A 17,034-nucleotide genomic window follows, 5' to 3' on the forward strand; every position below is an offset into this window, starting at 1 on the left:
CCCGCGGCGTCCGAGGTCTCACTCCCCGAGCGCCAGTGCGGCCGCCGGTGGCACCTTCGCCGCACGGATCGACGGCAGCACCGAGGCCAGCCAGCCGGCGAGCAGGGCGACCACCACGATGAGCGCCAGCCGTTCCCACGGGACGCGGAGGAGCAGTTCGGCGTCCGCACTGACCAGGGCCGACACGCCGGCGAACCCGTACACGATGCCCAGCACCAGCCCCAGCACCACGGCCACCGCGGCGAGCAGGACCGCCTCCCAACCCAGCGAGGCCCGCAGTTGCCCGCGGGTGAGCCCCATGGCCCGCAGCAGGCCCGATTCCTGGCGCCGTTCGTGCACCGACAGCGCGAGCGTGTTGCCGATGCCCACCACCGCGATGACCACCGCCACCGCGAGCAGCCCCAGGACCACCAGCAGCACCGTGTCGATCATCTGCTGCACCTGCACGCGGCGCTCGGCCACCGAGTTCACGTCGACGCCGGGACCCACCTCGCCAAGCGCGGCGCCCACGCGGGCGACCGCCCCCACCGGGTCCACGCCATCGACCAGGCGCACACCCAGGGAACGCATCGGGTGTGGGTCCAACTGGGCCATGGTGGCCGGGGTCACCGCGTTCAGGCCGTCCGCGCGAGGGTTGACCGCAACGGTGAGGGTCACCTGCCGTTCGGCGCCGGTCAGCGTGATGGGCACACCGTCGGGCAACTTCATCTCGGGACCGACCAGCAGCACGCCGTCGGTGAGCTGCCCCAGGTCGATGGGGGCGCGCAGGACCCCCGCCGAGTCGGGCTCCATGCCCCGGAGGGGCACCCACTGCCCGTCCTCGGTCGTGGCCGAACTCGACAGCAGCACCGTGGAGGCCGCGACGTCCGGCAGCGTGGCGGCCAGCTCCACCTGCGCGTCGCTCAGCAGCTCCCAGCTGGTGACCTCGACGTCCATCGGGTAGTGGCGTGCGAGGTCGGCCTCGATGGAGGCCTGCCCGGTCGCGGCGCCGACGGTCATCATCGTGACGAGGGTGACCCCGACCAGGAGCGCCCCCGTGGTGGCGGCGGCCCGCCCGGGGTTGCGGACGGCGTTGTCGGCCGCGAGCTCGGCGGGCAGCCCGCCCGCGCGGCGCAAGCCGGCACCCAGCAGTCGCGCGAGGACGGGGACGATGCGGCGTCCGACCCCGAGCACACCCGCGACGCTGAGCAGGCCGCCCGCGATGCCCACCAGGACGCTGAGGCTGGCGGCGACGTTGGCCAGCGGTAGGGCCACCGCGCCCGCTACCAGGATGACGAAGCCGGTGAGAGTCACGACGAGGGCCACGACCGGACGCCCCTGCCGCACCCGCGGATCCACCGCGGTCGCGACCTGGGGACGCATCGCCGCCAGCGGGGGGACCCGCGTCGCCTGGCGGGCCGGGATGAGCGCGGCACCGACGGCGAGCGCGACGCCCACCACCAGGGGCACGACGATATCGCGCGGGGCGATGGCCAGGCCGTCGATGGCCAGCACCGGGTTGCCCTGCGACAGCGGCGCGATCCCGGCGACGGCTGCGGCGCCCAACCCGAGGCCGACGAGCGCCGACACCAGGCCCAGCACGGCGGCCTCGGCCAGGACCGTGCGGAACACCTGGCCCTGCGTGGCCCCCACGGTGCGCAGCAGCGCGAGCTGGCGGGTGCGCTGCGCGACCAGGATCGCGAAGGTGTTGGCCACGACGAGCCCCGCCACGATGACCGCGACCGCACCGAAGGCCAACAGCATCGCGGCCAGTTGCTCCGAGCCGCGCGTGAACTCCCTGACGCGCTGGTCGGACGCCTCGGACGCGGTGAGCACGGCCGCCCCCGTCCCGGCCGTCTCGGGGACCGCGAGGACGGCGTTGCGCAGCTCGGCCTCGGGGAGCGTGCCGTGCACGTAGAGGTCGGTGTAGCTCGTGCGGCCCGACAGCCGCTGGATGCCCTCCATGGTGAGGAAGACGTGGGGCATCTCGCGGTAGGCGGTGGTGTCGGCGCCGGCGTCCACGATGCCGACGATCGTGTACTCCTGCCGGTCCTCGACCTCGAACGTCGCGGTGTCGCCCGGACGCCAGCCGCGCAGCTCGGCGGCCACGCGGTTCACGGCAGCCTCGCGGTCGGACCCGGGGAGGCGTCCCTCGAGGAGCTGGGTGCGGTCGGACAGCTCGGGTGGCGTCTGCACCAGGAACGTCTGGGCGCTGTTGTCGTCCACGGACCCCGCGTAGGTCGACACCACCGGCCGCACCCGGTCGACGCCGGGAAGGGCGCGCAGGGTGGCCACGTAGGACTCGGGGAGGGTGGGCGGCGCGGCGGAATCGGGGTCCTGGGTGAGGACGACCTTGGCGTCGCGCGTGGCGCCGCCGGCTGCGGCGCGCAGCGACGTGTCCAGGGAGCTGGCGAGCATGAGGGCGGCGGCGACGAAGCCGACGCCCAGGGCGAGGGCCAGGGCCGCCGAGAGCAGGCGGCGGGGCGAGGTCAGCACCGGGTCACGCCCCGATCGTGGCGCGCTCGTCGGCGGCGATGCGGCCGTCGGCCAGCCGCAGGATGCGGTCGGCGTACGAGGCGGCGGTCGCGTCGTGGGTGACCATGACGATCGTCTGGCCCAGGTCGCTGACCGAGGCGCGCAGGAAGGTGAGGAGCTGCTCGGAGGCCGCCGAGTCGAGCGCACCGGTCGGTTCGTCGGCGAAGACCACGTCGGGCCGGGTGATCAGCGCGCGGGCCGCGGCGACGCGCTGCTGCTGGCCGCCGGAAAGCTCGGACGGCCGGTGGGTGAGCCGGTCGCCGATGCCGAGCACGTCGACGACGTGGTTGAACCAGTCCTGGTCGGGCTTGCGGTGGGCCAGCTTGAGGGGGAGCAAGATGTTGGCCCGGGCGTCCATGGTGGGGAGCAGGTTGAACGCCTGGAAGATGAAGCCGACGCGTTCGCGACGTAGCAGGGTGAGGGCCTTGTCATCGAGGGCGGTGATCTCGACGTCGCCGATCCAGGACCGGCCCGACGTCGCGGCGTCCAGCCCGGCGGTGAGGTGCATCAGGGTGGACTTGCCTGAACCCGAGGGGCCCATGACGGCGGTGAACTCGCCGCGGTGGATCTCGACGGTCACGGCGTCCAGGGCGCGGACGAGCGTCTCCCCGCTGCCGTAGGTCTTGGTCAGGGACTCGGTGCGGACGGCCGCGCCGGCATCAGACATGCGAACTCCTCGTCACGTTGCTGGTTCTCCCGGCAACGTAACGAGGAGTCGTGGGGCGTCGGATCGCCTCAGGGGCGTGAGGTCGCGTCCTCCCACGGACGCAGGTGCTGCCCCCGTGGGCGGAGCGTCAGACGCGGCGCAGGACCGCGGTGACCTTGCCCAGGATGGTGGCGGCGTTGCCGTCGATGGGCTCGTAGGCGGCGTTGTGGGGGAGCAGCCAGACCTGCCCCGGCGTCCGCTTGAAGGTCTTGACCGTCGCCTCGCCGTCGATCATCGCGGCGACGATGTCGCCGTTGTTCGCGTCGGGCTGCTGGCGGACCACCACGTAGTCGCCCTCGCAGATGGCCGCGTCGATCATCGAGTCGCCCTTGACCTCGAGCAGGAACAGCGTGCCCTCGCCCACTAGGTCGCGGGGGAGCGGGAGCACCTCCTCCACCCTCTCCTCGGCCAGGATCGGCCCGCCGGCCGCGATGCGGCCGACCATGGGCACGTTGACCGCGCGCGAGACGTGCACGTCGTCGCCGTACCCGGACGCCGCGGGCTCGGCCTGGTCGGGGGCCGGCACGCCCTCGGGGTGGATGTAGGCCGGGCCGTCGCTGTTGGGCAGGTGCACCATCAGCGCGCGGGGGCGCTTGGGGTCACGCGACAGGAAGCCCTTGCCCTCGAGCACCTTGAGCTGGTGGGTGACGCTCGAGGGGGACGCCAGCCCGACCGCGTCGCCCATCTCGCGGATGGTGGGCGGGTAGCCGCGCGTTTCCAGGGCGTCCTTGATCGTCTCGAGGATCAGTCGCTGCCGGATCGTGAGGCCCTGCGCGTCCTCCCCTTGGACGGGGAGGTTGCGGGCCTTCGCGATCGCCGCGATGTCGTCGTCGGTCGGCCGCCCTCGCCGGGTCTGCTTGGGGATGTCGGGGCGGGCCTTGCCGCGCCGCGTGAACTCCGTCGCCATGCGTCCACGCTAGGGCAATCGAACGCAGCATTCAAACATGTGTTCGGGCGTGTTCGAACAGTCGATCCCCTTGCCTCAAGAAATGTCAGAGGGGCCTGCGAGGGTCTGACCAGACCACAACACGGGTCGAACGATTGTGCGAATGGTGCTTGCATTCGCACGGGCGTTCGAGAATACTGTTCGAACAGGCGTTCGAAGAAGGAGATCATGATGACCGCTCAGCTGCTGGAGTACACCTCCCCCTCTGACGTGCTCGTCCGCCGCGTGCAGGCCGCACGTGCCGCCTCCGTTCGGGCGACGGTGGCCCCGCACCGCGAGGGCAACGTCATCCACGCCTCGTGGGGTGCCACCCAGGCCCGGGCTTGCGACGTGTCGCGTCCGGCCGAGGTCGTGCCGGCCCCCGCCGTGGCTCCGGTCGCCGCCGCGCCCGCCACCCGCCTGGTGTGGACGGAGCGGGGGGTCGCCGTGATGGTGTCCCTGGTGGCGCTGGTCTTCGGTGTCATGCTGACCACCGTCGTGGGCGCCTTCCTCTCGGTGAGCAACTCCCCGCTGGTCGCCCTGGTCGGCGGCTGAGCGACCCCTCGGCCCCGGTTTTCGGGTGGTTCCCGAGCGCGACACGCCGTACGCACGGCGTGTCCCCGGCGTGGGGCTTGCATTGTGGTGAGGACTGCTCCTAACCTCTACATGTAGTAGTTACACCGTTGTGTTTCATCCACAGATTGTGGTCAGTCGCACACACGCTGTACACGGTTCATCCACACGTTCCTCCACAGAGGGGGTTCGTCGCGGCCATGTTGAGGAGGTGGGTCCCGGTGCACTGCCCGTACTGCCGGTTCAACGACTCACGCGTCCTCGACTCCCGCGTCGCCGAGGACGGCAGCTCCATCCGCCGGCGCCGCGAGTGCCGCTCCTGCACCAAGCGGTTCACCACCCTCGAGCAGATGCAGCTCGTGGTCGTGAAGCGCTCCGGCGTCGTCGAGCCCTTCTCCCGCGAGAAGGTCGTCACCGGCGTCCGCAAGGCCTGCAAGGGCCGCCCGGTCACCGAGGCCGACCTCGCCAAGCTCGGCCAGCGGGTCGAGGAGAGGCTCCGGGCCAGCGGCCAGGCCGAGATCCCCGCCGACGAGGTCGGCGTCGCGATCCTCGGGCCGCTGCGGGACCTGGACCCGATCGCGTACCTGCGCTTCGCGTCCGTCTATAAGCACTACGAGTCGGTGGAGGACTTCGAGGCCGAGATCGCCCGGCTGAGGGCCGCCGCCGAGCAGGCAGGGAGCGAGCCGGCGGCGTCCGTGCCCGAACCCACCGCCGAACAGCTGTTCTGAACACACCCGCCCGACGCGCGGTACGCGTCGAACCACACCCAGGAGGAGAAGTAGTGACCGAGACCAAGCAGGCACCCCGCCGGCCATCCGCGAAGACCAAGGGCCTGACGATCGACCGCGTCTACACCACCGAGGGTGTGCACCCGTACGACGAGGTGACGTGGGAGCTGCGCGACGTCGTCCAGACCAACTGGAAGACCGGCGAGAACGTGTTCGAGCAGCGCGACGTCGAGTTCCCCGACTTCTGGAGCCTCAACGCGTCGACGATCGTCACGACCAAGTACTTCCGCGGCGCGCTCGGCACCGACGCGCGTGAGAAGAGCCTGCGCCAGCTGATCGACCGCGTGGTCGGCAAGTACGTGGGCGCCGGCCGCGAGAACGGCTACTTCGCCACCGAGGCCGACGCCGAGGTCTTCGAGCACGAGCTGACCTGGATGCTCCTCCACCAGGTGTTCAGCTTCAACTCCCCGGTGTGGTTCAACGTCGGCACCAAGAGCCCGCAGCAGGTGAGCGCCTGCTTCATCCTCAGCGTCGACGACTCGATGGATTCGATCCTCAACTGGTACAAGGAGGAGGGCTTCATCTTCAAGGGCGGCTCCGGCGCCGGCCTCAACCTCTCCCGCATCCGGTCGAGCAAGGAGCTGCTGTCCTCCGGCGGCACCGCGTCCGGCCCGGTCTCCTTCATGCGCGGTGCGGACGCCTCGGCGGGCACCATCAAGTCCGGTGGCGCCACCCGCCGCGCGGCCAAGATGGTCGTTCTCGACGTCGACCACCCCGATATCGAGGAGTTCATCGAGACCAAGGCGCGCGAGGAGGACAAGATCCGCGCCCTCCGCGACGCCGGCTTCGACATGGACCTGGGTGGCAAGGACATCGTGTCCGTGCAGTATCAGAACGCCAACAACTCGGTCCGCGTCAACGACGAGTTCATGAAGGCCGTCGAGGACGGCACCGACTTCGGACTCCGCGCCCGCATGAGCGGCGAGGTGATCGAGAAGGTCGACGCGCGCGACCTGTTCAACAAGATGGCCAAGGCCGCATGGGAGTGCGCCGACCCGGGCATCCAGTACGACGACATGATCAACGCGTGGCACACCAACCCCGAGACCGGCCGCATCACGGCGTCCAACCCCTGCTCGGAGTACATGAGCCTCGACAACAGCTCGTGCAACCTGGCGTCGCTGAACCTCCTGAAGTTCCTCAACGACGACGACAGCTTCGACGTGGAGAAGTTCGTCAAGGCGTCCGAGCTGATCATCACCGCGATGGACATCTCGATCACCTTCGCCGACTTCCCGACCGAGTCGATCACCCAGACCACCAAGGACTACCGCCAGCTCGGCATCGGCTACGCCAACCTCGGCGCGCTGCTGATGGCGATGGGTCGCGGCTACGACTCCGAGGGTGGCCGCACGCTCGCCGCCGCCATCACCTCGCTGATGACCGGTGCGGCCTACCGCCGCTCCGCCGAGCTCGCCGCGGTCGTCGGCCCGTACGCCGGCTACGCCCGCAACGCGTCGGCGCACCAGAAGGTCATGCGCAAGCACCAGGCCGCCAACGACGACCTCGTCCTCACCGAGAAGGCCGACGCCCCCGTGCTGGCCGCGGCCACCGAGGAGTGGGCCAAGGTCGTTGAGCTGGGCGCCAAGAACGGCTTCCGCAACGCCCAGGCGTCGCTGCTCGCCCCGACCGGAACCATCGGCTTCATGATGGACTGCGACACCACCGGCATCGAGCCCGACTTCTCCCTGGTGAAGTTCAAGAAGCTCGTCGGCGGCGGCTCGATGCAGATCGTCAACCAGACGATCCCGCGGGCGCTCAAGCGCATGGGCTACACCGCCGAGGTCGCCGAGGCGATCGTCGCCTACATCGCCGAGCACGGCCACGTCGTGGGTGCGCCCGGCCTCAAGACCGAGCACTACGAGGTCTTCGACACCGCCATGGGCGAGCGCTCCATCAAGCCGATGGGCCACGTCCGCATGATGGCCGCCGTGCAGCCGTTCCTGTCGGGCGCCATCTCCAAGACGGTGAACCTGCCCGAGTCGGCCACGGTCGAGGAGATCGCCGACGTCTACCTGCAGGGCTGGAAGCTCGGCCTCAAGGCGCTCGCGGTCTACCGCGACAACTGCAAGGTCGGCCAGCCGCTGTCCGACGGCAAGAAGAAGGAGGAGCCGAAGGCCGAGGAGGCCCCGAAGCCCGAGGTGCGCGTCGAGTACCGCCCGCGCCGCCAGCGCCTGCCGAAGACCCGCACGTCGCTGACCACGTCCTTCACCGTGGGTGGCGCCGAGGGATACCTCACCTCGAGCCAGTACGACGACGGACGCCTCGGCGAGCTGTTCCTCAAGCTCGGCAAGCAGGGCTCGACCCTGGCCGGCGTGATGGACGCCTTCTCGATCGCGATCTCCATCGCCCTGCAGTACGGCGTGCCGCTGGAGACCTACGTCCAGAAGTTCACCAACCTCAAGTTCGAGCCCGCCGGCATGACCGACGACCCCGACCTGCGGATGGCCCAGTCGATCATCGACTACGTGTTCAAGCGCCTGGCGCTGGACTACCTGACCTTCGACGAGCGCGCCGAGCTCGGCATCTACACGGCGGCCGAGCGTGCCCGCTACGTGGAGACCGGCTCGTACCTCTCCGAGGAGGACGAGGCCCAGATGATCGAGTCGGAGTCGCTGAAGAACGACGCCGTCGACGACATGCGCTTCGACGAGGCCGGCCCCAACCAGCCGACCCTCATCACCGCGCAGCCCGACCTCTCGACCGCCCACACGACGGCCGAGTTGATGGAGAAGATCTCCGGTGTGTCCGTGGACGCCCCGCTGTGCTTCACCTGCGGCACCAAGATGCGCCCGTCCGGCAGCTGCTACGTCTGCGAGGGCTGCGGCTCGACCAGCGGCTGCAGCTGATCGTGTGACATCGCTGGCCTGACCAGCACCGAGGGGCGGGACCTGATGGTCCCGCCCCTCGTGGTTCACTGGGTGGCATGAGGCGTCATCTGCCCCGCGTGCTCCGGGCGCTGTCGGTGGTCGTGCTCGGCGTGGGGGTCGTGCACGTGGCGTGGTTGTTCATCGAGCACCTGCAACACCCCGAGTGGTCCGCCCCAGCCTCGGCGAACCTCGTGTACCTGGCGCCCTACGTGATGGCGGCCGGGACCCTGTACGGGTTGTCCTGCGTGTTCAGCCCCCGGACGGTGCCCGGTCCCTGAGGTGTCGGCCCAGCGGCCGGGGAGGTCGCGAGATTCAACGACACGCGGACGCCGCCGGCTCGCGTGCGGCACCTCCCGACACATTTCCGGGTGGAGAAACCCCAAGGATCCTTGGGGTTTCTCCACCCGGAAATGCAGTCAGGCAGCACCATGGAGGTCATGAGCCATCCCGGGGGACCCTCGAGCGCGCACCCCGGTGCAGCCCCGTCCGGCCTCAGCGGCGGCCGGATCGCCCTGCTGGCGGCGTCGGTGGCCTACGCGATCCTCGTGCTCTGGCAGGCCTTCACCCTGCCCGAGACCGTGCCCGGGCACATGGACGCCGCGGGCAACATCACCCGGTGGGCCTCCCGGACCGAGCACGTGCTGCTGGCGGCCGGCGTCGGGGTCCTGATGGTGGCGGTGTTCCTCCTGCCGACGATGCTCACGAAGCGGATGCCCCTGTCGATGGTCAACCTGCCCCACAAGGAGTACTGGACCCGCCCCGAGAACTGGCCGGCCGCGCAGCGCCGGCTCCGCGACGACCTCGGCTGGATGGGGGCGGCGACCCTGGCCTTCATGGGGTTCGTCATGGCGCAGGTCGGCGGGGCGGCGAACGGCGAGACCCAGCCCGTGTGGGTGTTCTGGGTGGTCACCGGGGTCTTCCTCGTGGGCGTGCTGGCCTACTCGGCGTGGATGAGCCTGGGCTCGCGCTGGCGCCCGCCCGCCGACGCCGAGTCCCGCGTCAGTCGCTGACCAATTCCTCGAGCCGGTCGAGCACGTCCGGCCTGCCCGCGAGCGTGAGTTTCCGTCTCGGACGCCACCCGCCCGGTCCACGCACCACGAGGCCCGACTCCTCGACCACGACCCACGCCGCGGCCATGTCCCACGCGTTGAGGTTCTCCTCGTAGTAGGCGTCCAGCCGCCCCGCGGCGACCGCGCACAGGTCGAGCGAGGCCGCGCCGTGCCGCCGGATGTCGCGCACGCGCGGCAGCACGCGGGCGACCGCCGTCGCCTGCCGCTCCCGCACCGCCGGGTCGTAGGCGAACCCCGTGCCGACCAGCGAGCGGGCCAACTCGGCGGCGGGGGTGGGGGAGAGCACTCGGTCGCCGTGCCGGGCGCCCCCACCGCGGCGGGCGGTGAACAGGTCGCCGGTCACCGGGTTGAAGACGGCCCCCGCGACCGGGAACCATGCCCCCTCGGTGCGCGCGTCTCCGACGACCGCCGCCACCGACACCGCGTACTCGTCGTTGTCGTAGAGGTAGTTGACCGTGCCGTCGATCGGGTCGACCAGCCACGTGATGCCGCTGGTGCCGGGCCGGTCGAGCCCCTCCTCGCCGACCACGCCGTCCTCGGGACGCCGCGCGCCCAGCAGCGCGTGGGCCAGGTCCTCGCTGCGGCGGTCCATCACCGTGACGATGTCGATGGCGCTGGTCTTGGTGGCGGCCACCGACACCCGCTCGGGGCGCTCGTCGACCACCAGCCGCCCGCAGACGACGGCCACCTCGGTGGCCACGGTGAGGAGCTCGTCGAGGAGGTCGGGGGGCAGGTCGGCCACCGCCCGAGGGTCGGGCGCGCCCAGCAGGTCCATGGCTCCAGCCTGCCACCGACGGGGCAGAATGCGACCATGACCGTGACCTACGCCATCCTGGGGGCCGGCCAGCGCGGCACCATCTACGGCCGCTGGATCGCCGCCCACCCCGACCGGGCCCGCGTGGTGGCGATCGCCGACCCCGACCCGGTCGCCCGCGAACGGCTGGCGGCCGAGTGCGTCGTCCCGGCCGGGGCGGTGTTCGCGAGCTGGCAGGAGCTGCTGGGAGCGGGCACCGACGCCGACAGCGCGATCATCGCCACCCAGGACCGCGACCACGTTGCCCCCGCCCTTGCCGCCCTGGCGGCCGGACACCACGTGCTGCTCGAGAAGCCCATGGCCCTGACCGCCGAGGACTGTCGCGCGATCGCCCGGGCCGCCACGGCGTCCGACCGCCTGTTCGCCGTGTGCCACGTGCTGCGCTACACCCGCTACACCCGGCTCGTGCGCCGCCTGATCGCCGAGGGGGCGATCGGCGAGCCCGTGTCGATGCAGCACCTCGAGCCGGTGGGCTGGTTCCACTTCGCGCACAGCTTCGTGCGGGGCAACTGGCGCAACGAGGCGACGTCGTCGCCGTTCCTGCTGGCCAAGTGCACCCACGACCTCGACTGGATGGCCCACGTCATGGGCACCACGGTCGCCCGCGTGGCGAGCTTCGGCTCCCTGCGCCACTTCACCGCGGCGAACGCCCCCGAGGGCGCCACCGACCGCTGCACCACGTGTCCGCACCAGCAGACCTGCCCCTACTCCGCGGTCGACATCTACCTCACCCGCCCCGTCGGGCGGCCGGGGGGCTGGCCGGGCGAGGTGCTGGCGTCCACCCCCGAGGGCGTTCCGGACGCCGTGCGCACCGGTCCCTACGGGCGCTGCGTCTACGCCTGCGACAACGACGCCGTGGACCACCAGGTCGTCGCGATCGAGTTCGCCGACGGCACCACCGGCACGCTCACCGTGACGGCGTTCACGCCGCTGGAGGACCGGCAGACCCGCATCTTCGGCACGAGGGGCCAGCTCGAGGGCGACGGCGCGACGGTCCGCGTCTTCGACTTCGCGACGCGGGCCTGGACCGAGCACCCCGTCGACGGGCCCGAAGGGGGCACCGGCGACAGGCACGGGGGTGGCGACGGCGGGCTGATGGCCGACTGGACGGCCGCGGTCGCGGCCAACGACGCCACGGTCGTGGGCGCCGACGTCGAGGCGACCCTGGCGGCCCACCTCGCGGTGTTCGCCGCGGAGGAGTCGCGGCACAGTGGCCGGGTGGTTGGTGTCAATGGGGTTACGTCTTGACCACTGGGCGTGCCATAGCTGGGCACAGCCGCGAAGCGGTGCAAAGATGCCCCATCACGTCCGTGGACCATCGAGAGGACAAACTCGCGTGACCAAGCTCCGCTCCTTCGCCGTCGCCGCCGTGGCCGGCCTCGCCGCCGTCAGCCTCGCCGCCTGTGCGAACAACTCCGCCACCCCCGCCGCCCAGAACACCGCCGCCGCCGGTGGCGACAGCGCGATCACGCTGGTCAACCCCGGCAAGCTGACCGCCTGCACCCACCTGGCCTTCAAGCCGTTCCAGTTCAAGGACGACTCCGGCAAGATCGTCGGCTACGAGGTGGACCTGATGGACCTCGTCGCCAAGGACCTCGGCGTCGAGCAGGAGATCGTCGACATCGCGTTCGACCAGATCACCTCCGGCTCCGTCTTCGCCGCCAAGAAGTGCGACGTCGGAGCAGCCGCCATCACCATCCGCGAGGAACGCGCCAAGGCCGCCACCTTCGCCGAGCCGCACTTCGACTCGACGCTCGCCCTGCTGGTCAAGAGCGACTCCGGCATCACCAAGGTCGAGGACCTGAAGGACAAGCAGGTCGCCGTCCAGACCGACACCACCGGCAAGGACTGGGCTGAAGAGAACGCCGCCAAGTACGGCTACACGACCCGCGTGTTCGACGACATGCCGACCGCCACCAACTCGGTGCTCGGTGGTGTCACCGTCGCGACGATCAACGACAACGGCGTGCTCTACGACTTCGCCAACGACAACCCGACGACCAAGGTCATCCAGGAGTTCGAGACCGGCGAGCAGTACGGCTTCAACGTCAGCAACGACAACAAGGCGCTGGCCACCAAGATCAACGAGGTACTCGACAAGGCTCGGGCCGACGGCACCTTCAACGAGATCTACAAGAAGTGGTTCGGGGTCGACGCGCCCGCCAAGTGACCCTGCACCCGCGGCGTCCGGTCGCCCCCGCGGGCGGCCGGAAGCCGCGGCGTGACGTCCCAGACCCGACAGGAGCACGATGACCACCACCACGCAGGCCGGAACCGTGCCGCGCAAGAAGCTCTCGCCCCGCAAGCGGGCGCAACGCATCCGCTGGATCCAGTACGCGATCCTGGCCGCGGTCGTCGTCCTCCTCATCCTCAACGTGGACGGCCGCCAGGTGCAGTCGGTGTTCTTCCGCACCGACCTCATCCAAGTCACCCTGACCTCGGGCCTCCCGCGCGCGCTGCTGAACACGGTGTTCTACACGTTCGGCGCGTTCGTCGTGGGCGTCACCCTGGGCACCCTGCTGGCGTTGATGCGCCTGTCGCAGGTCGCGCCCTACCGCTGGATCGCGTCCATCTACATCGAGTTCTTCCGCGGCGTGCCGGCCCTGATCGTCCTGCTGGCCTTCGGCCTGCTGTCGGTCGCGTTCCCCGGCCTGCGCTTCCCGCTCGACCCGTACGGCACCGTCTGGACGGCGCTGGGCATGGTGAGCGCCGCCTATATGGCCGAGACCATCCGCGCCGGCATCCTCGCGGTGCCGAAGGGGCAGGTCGAGGCCGCCCGCGCGCTGGGCATGGCCTCGGGCATGGCGATGCGCCGCATCGTGCTGCCGCAGGCGTTCCGGATCATCACGCCGCCGCTGACCAACGAGCTCATCCTGCTCACGAAGGACTCCTCGCTGGTCTACGTGCTGGGCCTGACGGCGTCCGCGTTCGAACTGACGAAGTTCGGCCGCGACATCTCCAACAGCAACGGCAACCTGACCCCGCTGGTGATCGCCGGCTTCTGCTACCTGCTCATCACCCTCCCGCTCACCTTCCTGGTGCGGCGCATGGAGGCCAAGGCCAAGAAGGCACGGTGACGGACATGACGACGACCCCGGCCCACATCCCCACCGGCGACCGCCGCGACGAGATCCAGATCTATGACCTGCACAAGAGCTTCGGCGACGTCGAGGTGCTCAAGGGCATCTCGCTGACCGTCCACTCCGGCGAGGTGGTCTGCGTGATCGGCCCGTCCGGCTCGGGCAAGTCGACGCTGCTGCGCTGCGTGAACCTGCTCGAGGAGCCCACCTCGGGCCGGGTGTTCATCATCAACGAGGAGATCACCGACCCGGACGCCGACGTGGACGCCATCCGCACCAAGATGGGCATGGTCTTCCAGTCCTTCAACCTGTTCCCGCACCTCACCGTGCTGCAGAACTGCACGATCGGCCCGATCGCGGTCAAGAAGGTCCCCAAGGCCGAGGCCGAGAAGCAGGCGCTCAACTACCTCGACCAGGTCGGCCTGAAGCACCGCGCGGACGCCTTCCCGGCCCAGCTGTCGGGCGGCCAGCAGCAGCGCGTCGCGATCGCGCGCGCCCTGACCATGGACGTCGAGATGGTGCTCTTCGACGAGCCCACCTCAGCCCTGGACCCCGAGCTCGTCGGCGACGTGCTCGACGTCATGCGGCGCCTGGCCGAGACTGGCATGACGATGATGGTCGTCACCCACGAGATGGCGTTCGCGCGCGAGGTCGCCGACCGCGTCATCTTCATGGACGGCGGCGTCATCGTCGAGGAGGGCCACCCCGACCAGGTCATCGGCAACCCGCAGCACGAGCGCACGCGCACCTTCCTGGACCGGGTGCTCAACCCGACCCACGTGCACACCGGCGACGAGGACGCCGCGCACGCGGCCCGGCACGCCCACGAGCTGGGGGTCGAGGCGGCCGGGGCACTGAACGACCCCGCGCTGCGCACCGACAACCCGGGGCGCTCGCGCCTGTAGGGACCGATCAGGCGGGCTCGACGGCGGAGGCCTCGAGCCCGTCGGGCCGACGCCGCTTGGCCTGGCGCACGCGCCAGACGATGAACACGACCAGCGCCGACACCGCGGTCACCCCGACAACGATGGCCGCGGCGGGGTTGCGCGCCCACAGCAGCGCCAGTGACTCGAAGCCGGCATAGCCGACCGTGCCGTACAGGAACGCCCACATCACGCAGCCGACGATCATGGCCGGCAGGTAGCGGACCAGGGGCATCCGGGACGCCCCCGCGGCCATGTTGACCAGCGTCTGGAAGCCGATGGTGAGGAACGACACCGAGACCACGGGCGGGCCCCACTGGTTCAGGTGCTCGACGGCGCGCTGGTAGCCGGGGGAGTCCATGATCCTCCGGGCGCGCGTCCTCGAGGCGCCGGCCGAGATGGCCCGGCCCAGCCAGTAGGTGCCGTTGGCGCGCAGGAACACGATGACGAACAGGCCGGCCACGACCACCAGGTAGGGGGCGTCCCACGTCAGCGGGTTGAAGTTCACCGGCGTTCCTCGTTCTCTCGTCAGTCCCGGGCCATCGCCTGGCTGCGGTCGGCGGCGCGGCCCATCGTCCACGCGCCCACCCAGATGGCCAGCACGCCCAGGGTCGAGCCGGGGCGTCCGGGATGCACCACGGTACCCGTCAACCAGACCAGCAGCGTGCCGAGGGCCAGCATTCCGAACGCCAGCACGGCCAGCGTGGTGTCCTGCCGGGGGCCCAGCGGGGGGATCATCCGCAGCTCGAGGCGTCCGAGGAGGGGGACCGCGGCGGCGACGACGAGGATCGATGCGACGGCCAGCGTGGCGGGGGAGAGCAGCGCGGGTGCCGCTACCGGGGCCGCCAGCGCGAGCAGGGCCAGCGCCCCGCCGGTGAGCCCGATGATCGGGATGTGCCACAGGTACACGCTCACCATGACCGCGTTGAGCAGCCCCAGCCCCTTCTCGAGGGCGGGCGGCAGGGACGCCAGCACCCCCGACCGCTCGACCAGGCCGAGGACGCCGCACTGGGCCAGCGCCAGGGACGCCATCGCCAGCGTGGGGGGCTGGATGTTCGCGATCGGCAGGTCGGCGAACCCGACCGAGGTGGGCGGGTAGCCGAAGCCGAACACCAGCAGCGCCACGCCCGCCGCGCCGGCCGCGATGGACGCCCAGGCCACCCACACGGGACCACGCCGCCACCAGCCCCGCTGGTAGGCGATGCCGAACTGGTGCACCAGCGGCCACACGAACATCAGGTTGAGGTAGCGCAGCTCGTCGTTGTCGACCGCGAACGACCAGGCGTCCACGGCCGCGGCCAGCACGGCCAGCACCAGCATCGGCGCGACCCCGGACCGGTCGTGCAGCCGCACCGCCCCCGGGGCGACGACCACGATGCCCAGGTAGGTGGTGATGAACCACAGCAGCTGCATGAGCAGGCGGCTGAGCTCGGACGCCGCGTCGAGGAACCCCGCCCACGCGGCCAGCGAGAACCCGATCGCGCAGAAGGTGACGAACACCACCAGCGGCCCGATCAGGCGTCGCCCCCGGCTGGCGAGGTAGTGGCCGGCGGAGGTCCCCTCGCGGTGCATGCGGTCGACGGTCAGGGTGTGCGCGAAGCCGCCCGCCACGAAGAACAGCGGCATGATCATGAGCACCCACGTGAGCGGGTAGAGCCAGGTGGGCGCCGCCCACGGCTCGAGCGTCAGCCCGGCGTCGGTGAGGCGGATGCGGTACAGCAGCGTGTGGAACACCACCACGACCAGCACCGAGAGCGCACGGGCCACGTCGATCACGTGGTTGCGAGCTCCCCCTGACATCACCGGGTCATGCTAGTGGGAGCGCAGTAGGGTGGCCGCGTGCAAGGGGCGATCGGTGGGATCTCGACGATCTGGGTGGTCATCGGAGTCGGCTGGCTGATCGCGCACCTCGGCCTGGTCAACCAGGGCGGACGCCGCCTGATGTCGGTGCTGGCCTTCACGGTCGGGTCGCCGGCGCTGCTGTTCTCGCTGATGTCCACCGCCGACCTGCAGCACGTGTTCTCGCACACGGTGCTGGTGTCGATCCTCGCCGTGGTCATCGCCGGCTCGCTCTACCTGGCCCTCGCGATCCCGCTGTTCAGGCCCTCGCTCGGCGACGGCGTGATCGGGTTCATGTCCTCGATGTACACCAACGCCGCCAACTTCGGCCTGCCGGTCGCGGTTGCCCTCCTGCACGACGCCACGTGGATCGCGCCCATCCTGCTGATGCAGCTCGCGTTCATCATGCCGATCTGCCTGGCGCTGCTCGACGTCGCCGCGAAGCGCTCCGAACCGGGGTCCACCCGGTGGGTCAGCTACCTGTCCCTGCCCTTACGCAACCCGATCACGATCGGCATCCTCGCCGGGCTGGCCGTCAACCTGGCCGGCGTGCAGGTGCCCGAGGTGGTCATGCGGCCCATCGACATGGTCGGCGGCATCGCCCTGCCCCTGATGCTGATGGCCTTCGGCGTGTCCCTGCGCCTGGACCCGCTGCCCGGCAAGGGGCCGCACCGCGCCCCGATGTGGATCGCCACGGCCATCAAGGTCGTCGTCCACCCGTTCGCCGCCTGGGCCGGGGGCACACTGATGGGGCTCAGCGGCACCGACCTGTACGCCGTCGTAGTGCTGGGCGCTCTGCCCGCGGCCCAGAACGTGTACGTCACCGCCACGAAGTACGGGCAGGGCGAGCTGCTCGCCCGCGACGCCGTGTTCTGGTCGACGATCCTCTCGGTCGCCTCGCTGCTGGTCATCGCCGCCCTCCTCGGGTGAGG

General features: G+C 70.7%; 16 protein-coding genes. 10 read left to right on the plus strand and 6 right to left on the minus strand.

Annotated elements, in window-relative coordinates; all coding sequences use genetic code 11:
- Positions 1-18 precede the first annotated feature (18 nt).
- The 3 genes from J4N02_RS07595 to lexA all read right to left on the minus strand — a co-directional run bounded on the left by J4N02_RS07595 (position 19) and on the right by lexA (position 4,127).
- Entirely contained in the window at positions 19-2,475 is a 2,457-nt protein-coding gene (locus J4N02_RS07595) for an ABC transporter permease (protein ID WP_188333336.1), read from the minus strand.
- A gap of 4 nt (positions 2,476-2,479) precedes the next feature.
- Positions 2,480-3,181 carry an ABC transporter ATP-binding protein gene (locus J4N02_RS07600; RefSeq protein WP_188333335.1) on the minus strand — a complete coding sequence of 234 codons (702 nt, stop codon included), beginning with the start codon at positions 3,179-3,181 and terminating at the stop codon, positions 2,480-2,482.
- 127 nt (positions 3,182-3,308) lie between these two features.
- Positions 3,309-4,127, minus strand: a complete 819-nt coding sequence (lexA, locus tag J4N02_RS07605) for a transcriptional repressor LexA (RefSeq protein WP_182816111.1) — start codon at positions 4,125-4,127, stop codon at positions 3,309-3,311.
- A 210-nt stretch (positions 4,128-4,337) separates the two neighbouring features.
- Between lexA and J4N02_RS07610 the strand changes: the two genes are divergently transcribed.
- The 5 genes from J4N02_RS07610 to J4N02_RS07630 all read left to right on the plus strand — a co-directional run bounded on the left by J4N02_RS07610 (position 4,338) and on the right by J4N02_RS07630 (position 9,386).
- Positions 4,338-4,700, plus strand: a complete 363-nt coding sequence (locus J4N02_RS07610; protein WP_188333334.1) for a hypothetical protein — start codon at positions 4,338-4,340, stop codon at positions 4,698-4,700.
- 239 nt (positions 4,701-4,939) lie between these two features.
- Positions 4,940-5,446: a transcriptional regulator NrdR gene (gene nrdR / locus J4N02_RS07615; protein ID WP_182816233.1), complete on the plus strand. Its 507-nt coding sequence runs from the start codon at positions 4,940-4,942 to the stop codon at positions 5,444-5,446.
- 53 nt (positions 5,447-5,499) lie between these two features.
- A complete protein-coding gene (locus J4N02_RS07620) occupies positions 5,500-8,355 on the plus strand; it encodes a vitamin B12-dependent ribonucleotide reductase (protein ID WP_188333333.1) in 2,856 nt (951 codons plus the stop codon).
- A 77-nt stretch (positions 8,356-8,432) separates the two neighbouring features.
- Positions 8,433-8,654, plus strand: coding sequence for a hypothetical protein (locus J4N02_RS07625; RefSeq protein WP_182816105.1), 222 nt, complete (start codon positions 8,433-8,435; stop codon positions 8,652-8,654).
- A 159-nt stretch (positions 8,655-8,813) separates the two neighbouring features.
- Positions 8,814-9,386, plus strand: a complete 573-nt coding sequence (locus tag J4N02_RS07630) for a DUF1648 domain-containing protein (RefSeq protein ID WP_188333332.1) — start codon at positions 8,814-8,816, stop codon at positions 9,384-9,386.
- Here the strand turns inward: J4N02_RS07630 and J4N02_RS07635 are convergent.
- The gene (locus J4N02_RS07635; protein ID WP_188333331.1) at positions 9,376-10,221 is read right to left on the minus strand and encodes an inositol monophosphatase family protein; all 846 of its coding nucleotides are present in this window, start codon (positions 10,219-10,221) and stop codon (positions 9,376-9,378) included. The genes J4N02_RS07630 and J4N02_RS07635 overlap by 11 nt on opposite strands.
- 36 nt (positions 10,222-10,257) lie before the next feature.
- On the opposite strand from J4N02_RS07635, the gene J4N02_RS07640 reads away from it, so the two are divergent.
- The 4 genes from J4N02_RS07640 (at position 10,258) to J4N02_RS07655 (ending at position 14,245) form a co-directional block, all read left to right on the plus strand.
- The gene (locus J4N02_RS07640) at positions 10,258-11,508 is read left to right on the plus strand and encodes a Gfo/Idh/MocA family protein (protein WP_188333330.1); all 1,251 of its coding nucleotides are present in this window, start codon (positions 10,258-10,260) and stop codon (positions 11,506-11,508) included.
- Between the two features lie 88 nt (positions 11,509-11,596).
- A complete protein-coding gene (locus J4N02_RS07645; RefSeq protein ID WP_243760899.1) occupies positions 11,597-12,430 on the plus strand; it encodes a transporter substrate-binding domain-containing protein in 834 nt (277 codons plus the stop codon).
- A gap of 79 nt (positions 12,431-12,509) precedes the next feature.
- Entirely contained in the window at positions 12,510-13,337 is an 828-nt protein-coding gene (locus tag J4N02_RS07650; protein WP_188333328.1) for an amino acid ABC transporter permease, read from the plus strand.
- Positions 13,338-13,342: 5 nt separating this feature from the next.
- Complete coding sequence (locus tag J4N02_RS07655; protein ID WP_188333327.1) at positions 13,343-14,245, plus strand: amino acid ABC transporter ATP-binding protein; 903 nt, start codon at positions 13,343-13,345, stop codon at positions 14,243-14,245.
- 7 nt (positions 14,246-14,252) lie between these two features.
- Here the strand turns inward: J4N02_RS07655 and J4N02_RS07660 are convergent, their stop codons facing one another.
- Entirely contained in the window at positions 14,253-14,771 is a 519-nt protein-coding gene (locus tag J4N02_RS07660; protein ID WP_243760900.1) for a DedA family protein, read from the minus strand.
- Positions 14,772-14,791: 20 nt separating this feature from the next.
- Positions 14,792-16,063, minus strand: coding sequence for an acyltransferase family protein (locus J4N02_RS07665; protein ID WP_188333326.1), 1,272 nt, complete (start codon positions 16,061-16,063; stop codon positions 14,792-14,794).
- A 39-nt stretch (positions 16,064-16,102) separates the two neighbouring features.
- On the opposite strand from J4N02_RS07665, the gene J4N02_RS07670 reads away from it, so the two are divergent.
- Positions 16,103-17,032 (plus strand): AEC family transporter, encoded by a 930-nt coding sequence (locus J4N02_RS07670; protein WP_188333325.1) that lies wholly within the window; start codon positions 16,103-16,105, stop codon positions 17,030-17,032.
- Positions 17,033-17,034: the final 2 nt, after the last annotated feature.

The organism is Propioniciclava sp. MC1595 (assembly GCF_017569205.1).
In the GTDB taxonomy this organism is placed as follows: domain Bacteria; phylum Actinomycetota; class Actinomycetes; order Propionibacteriales; family Propionibacteriaceae; genus Propioniciclava.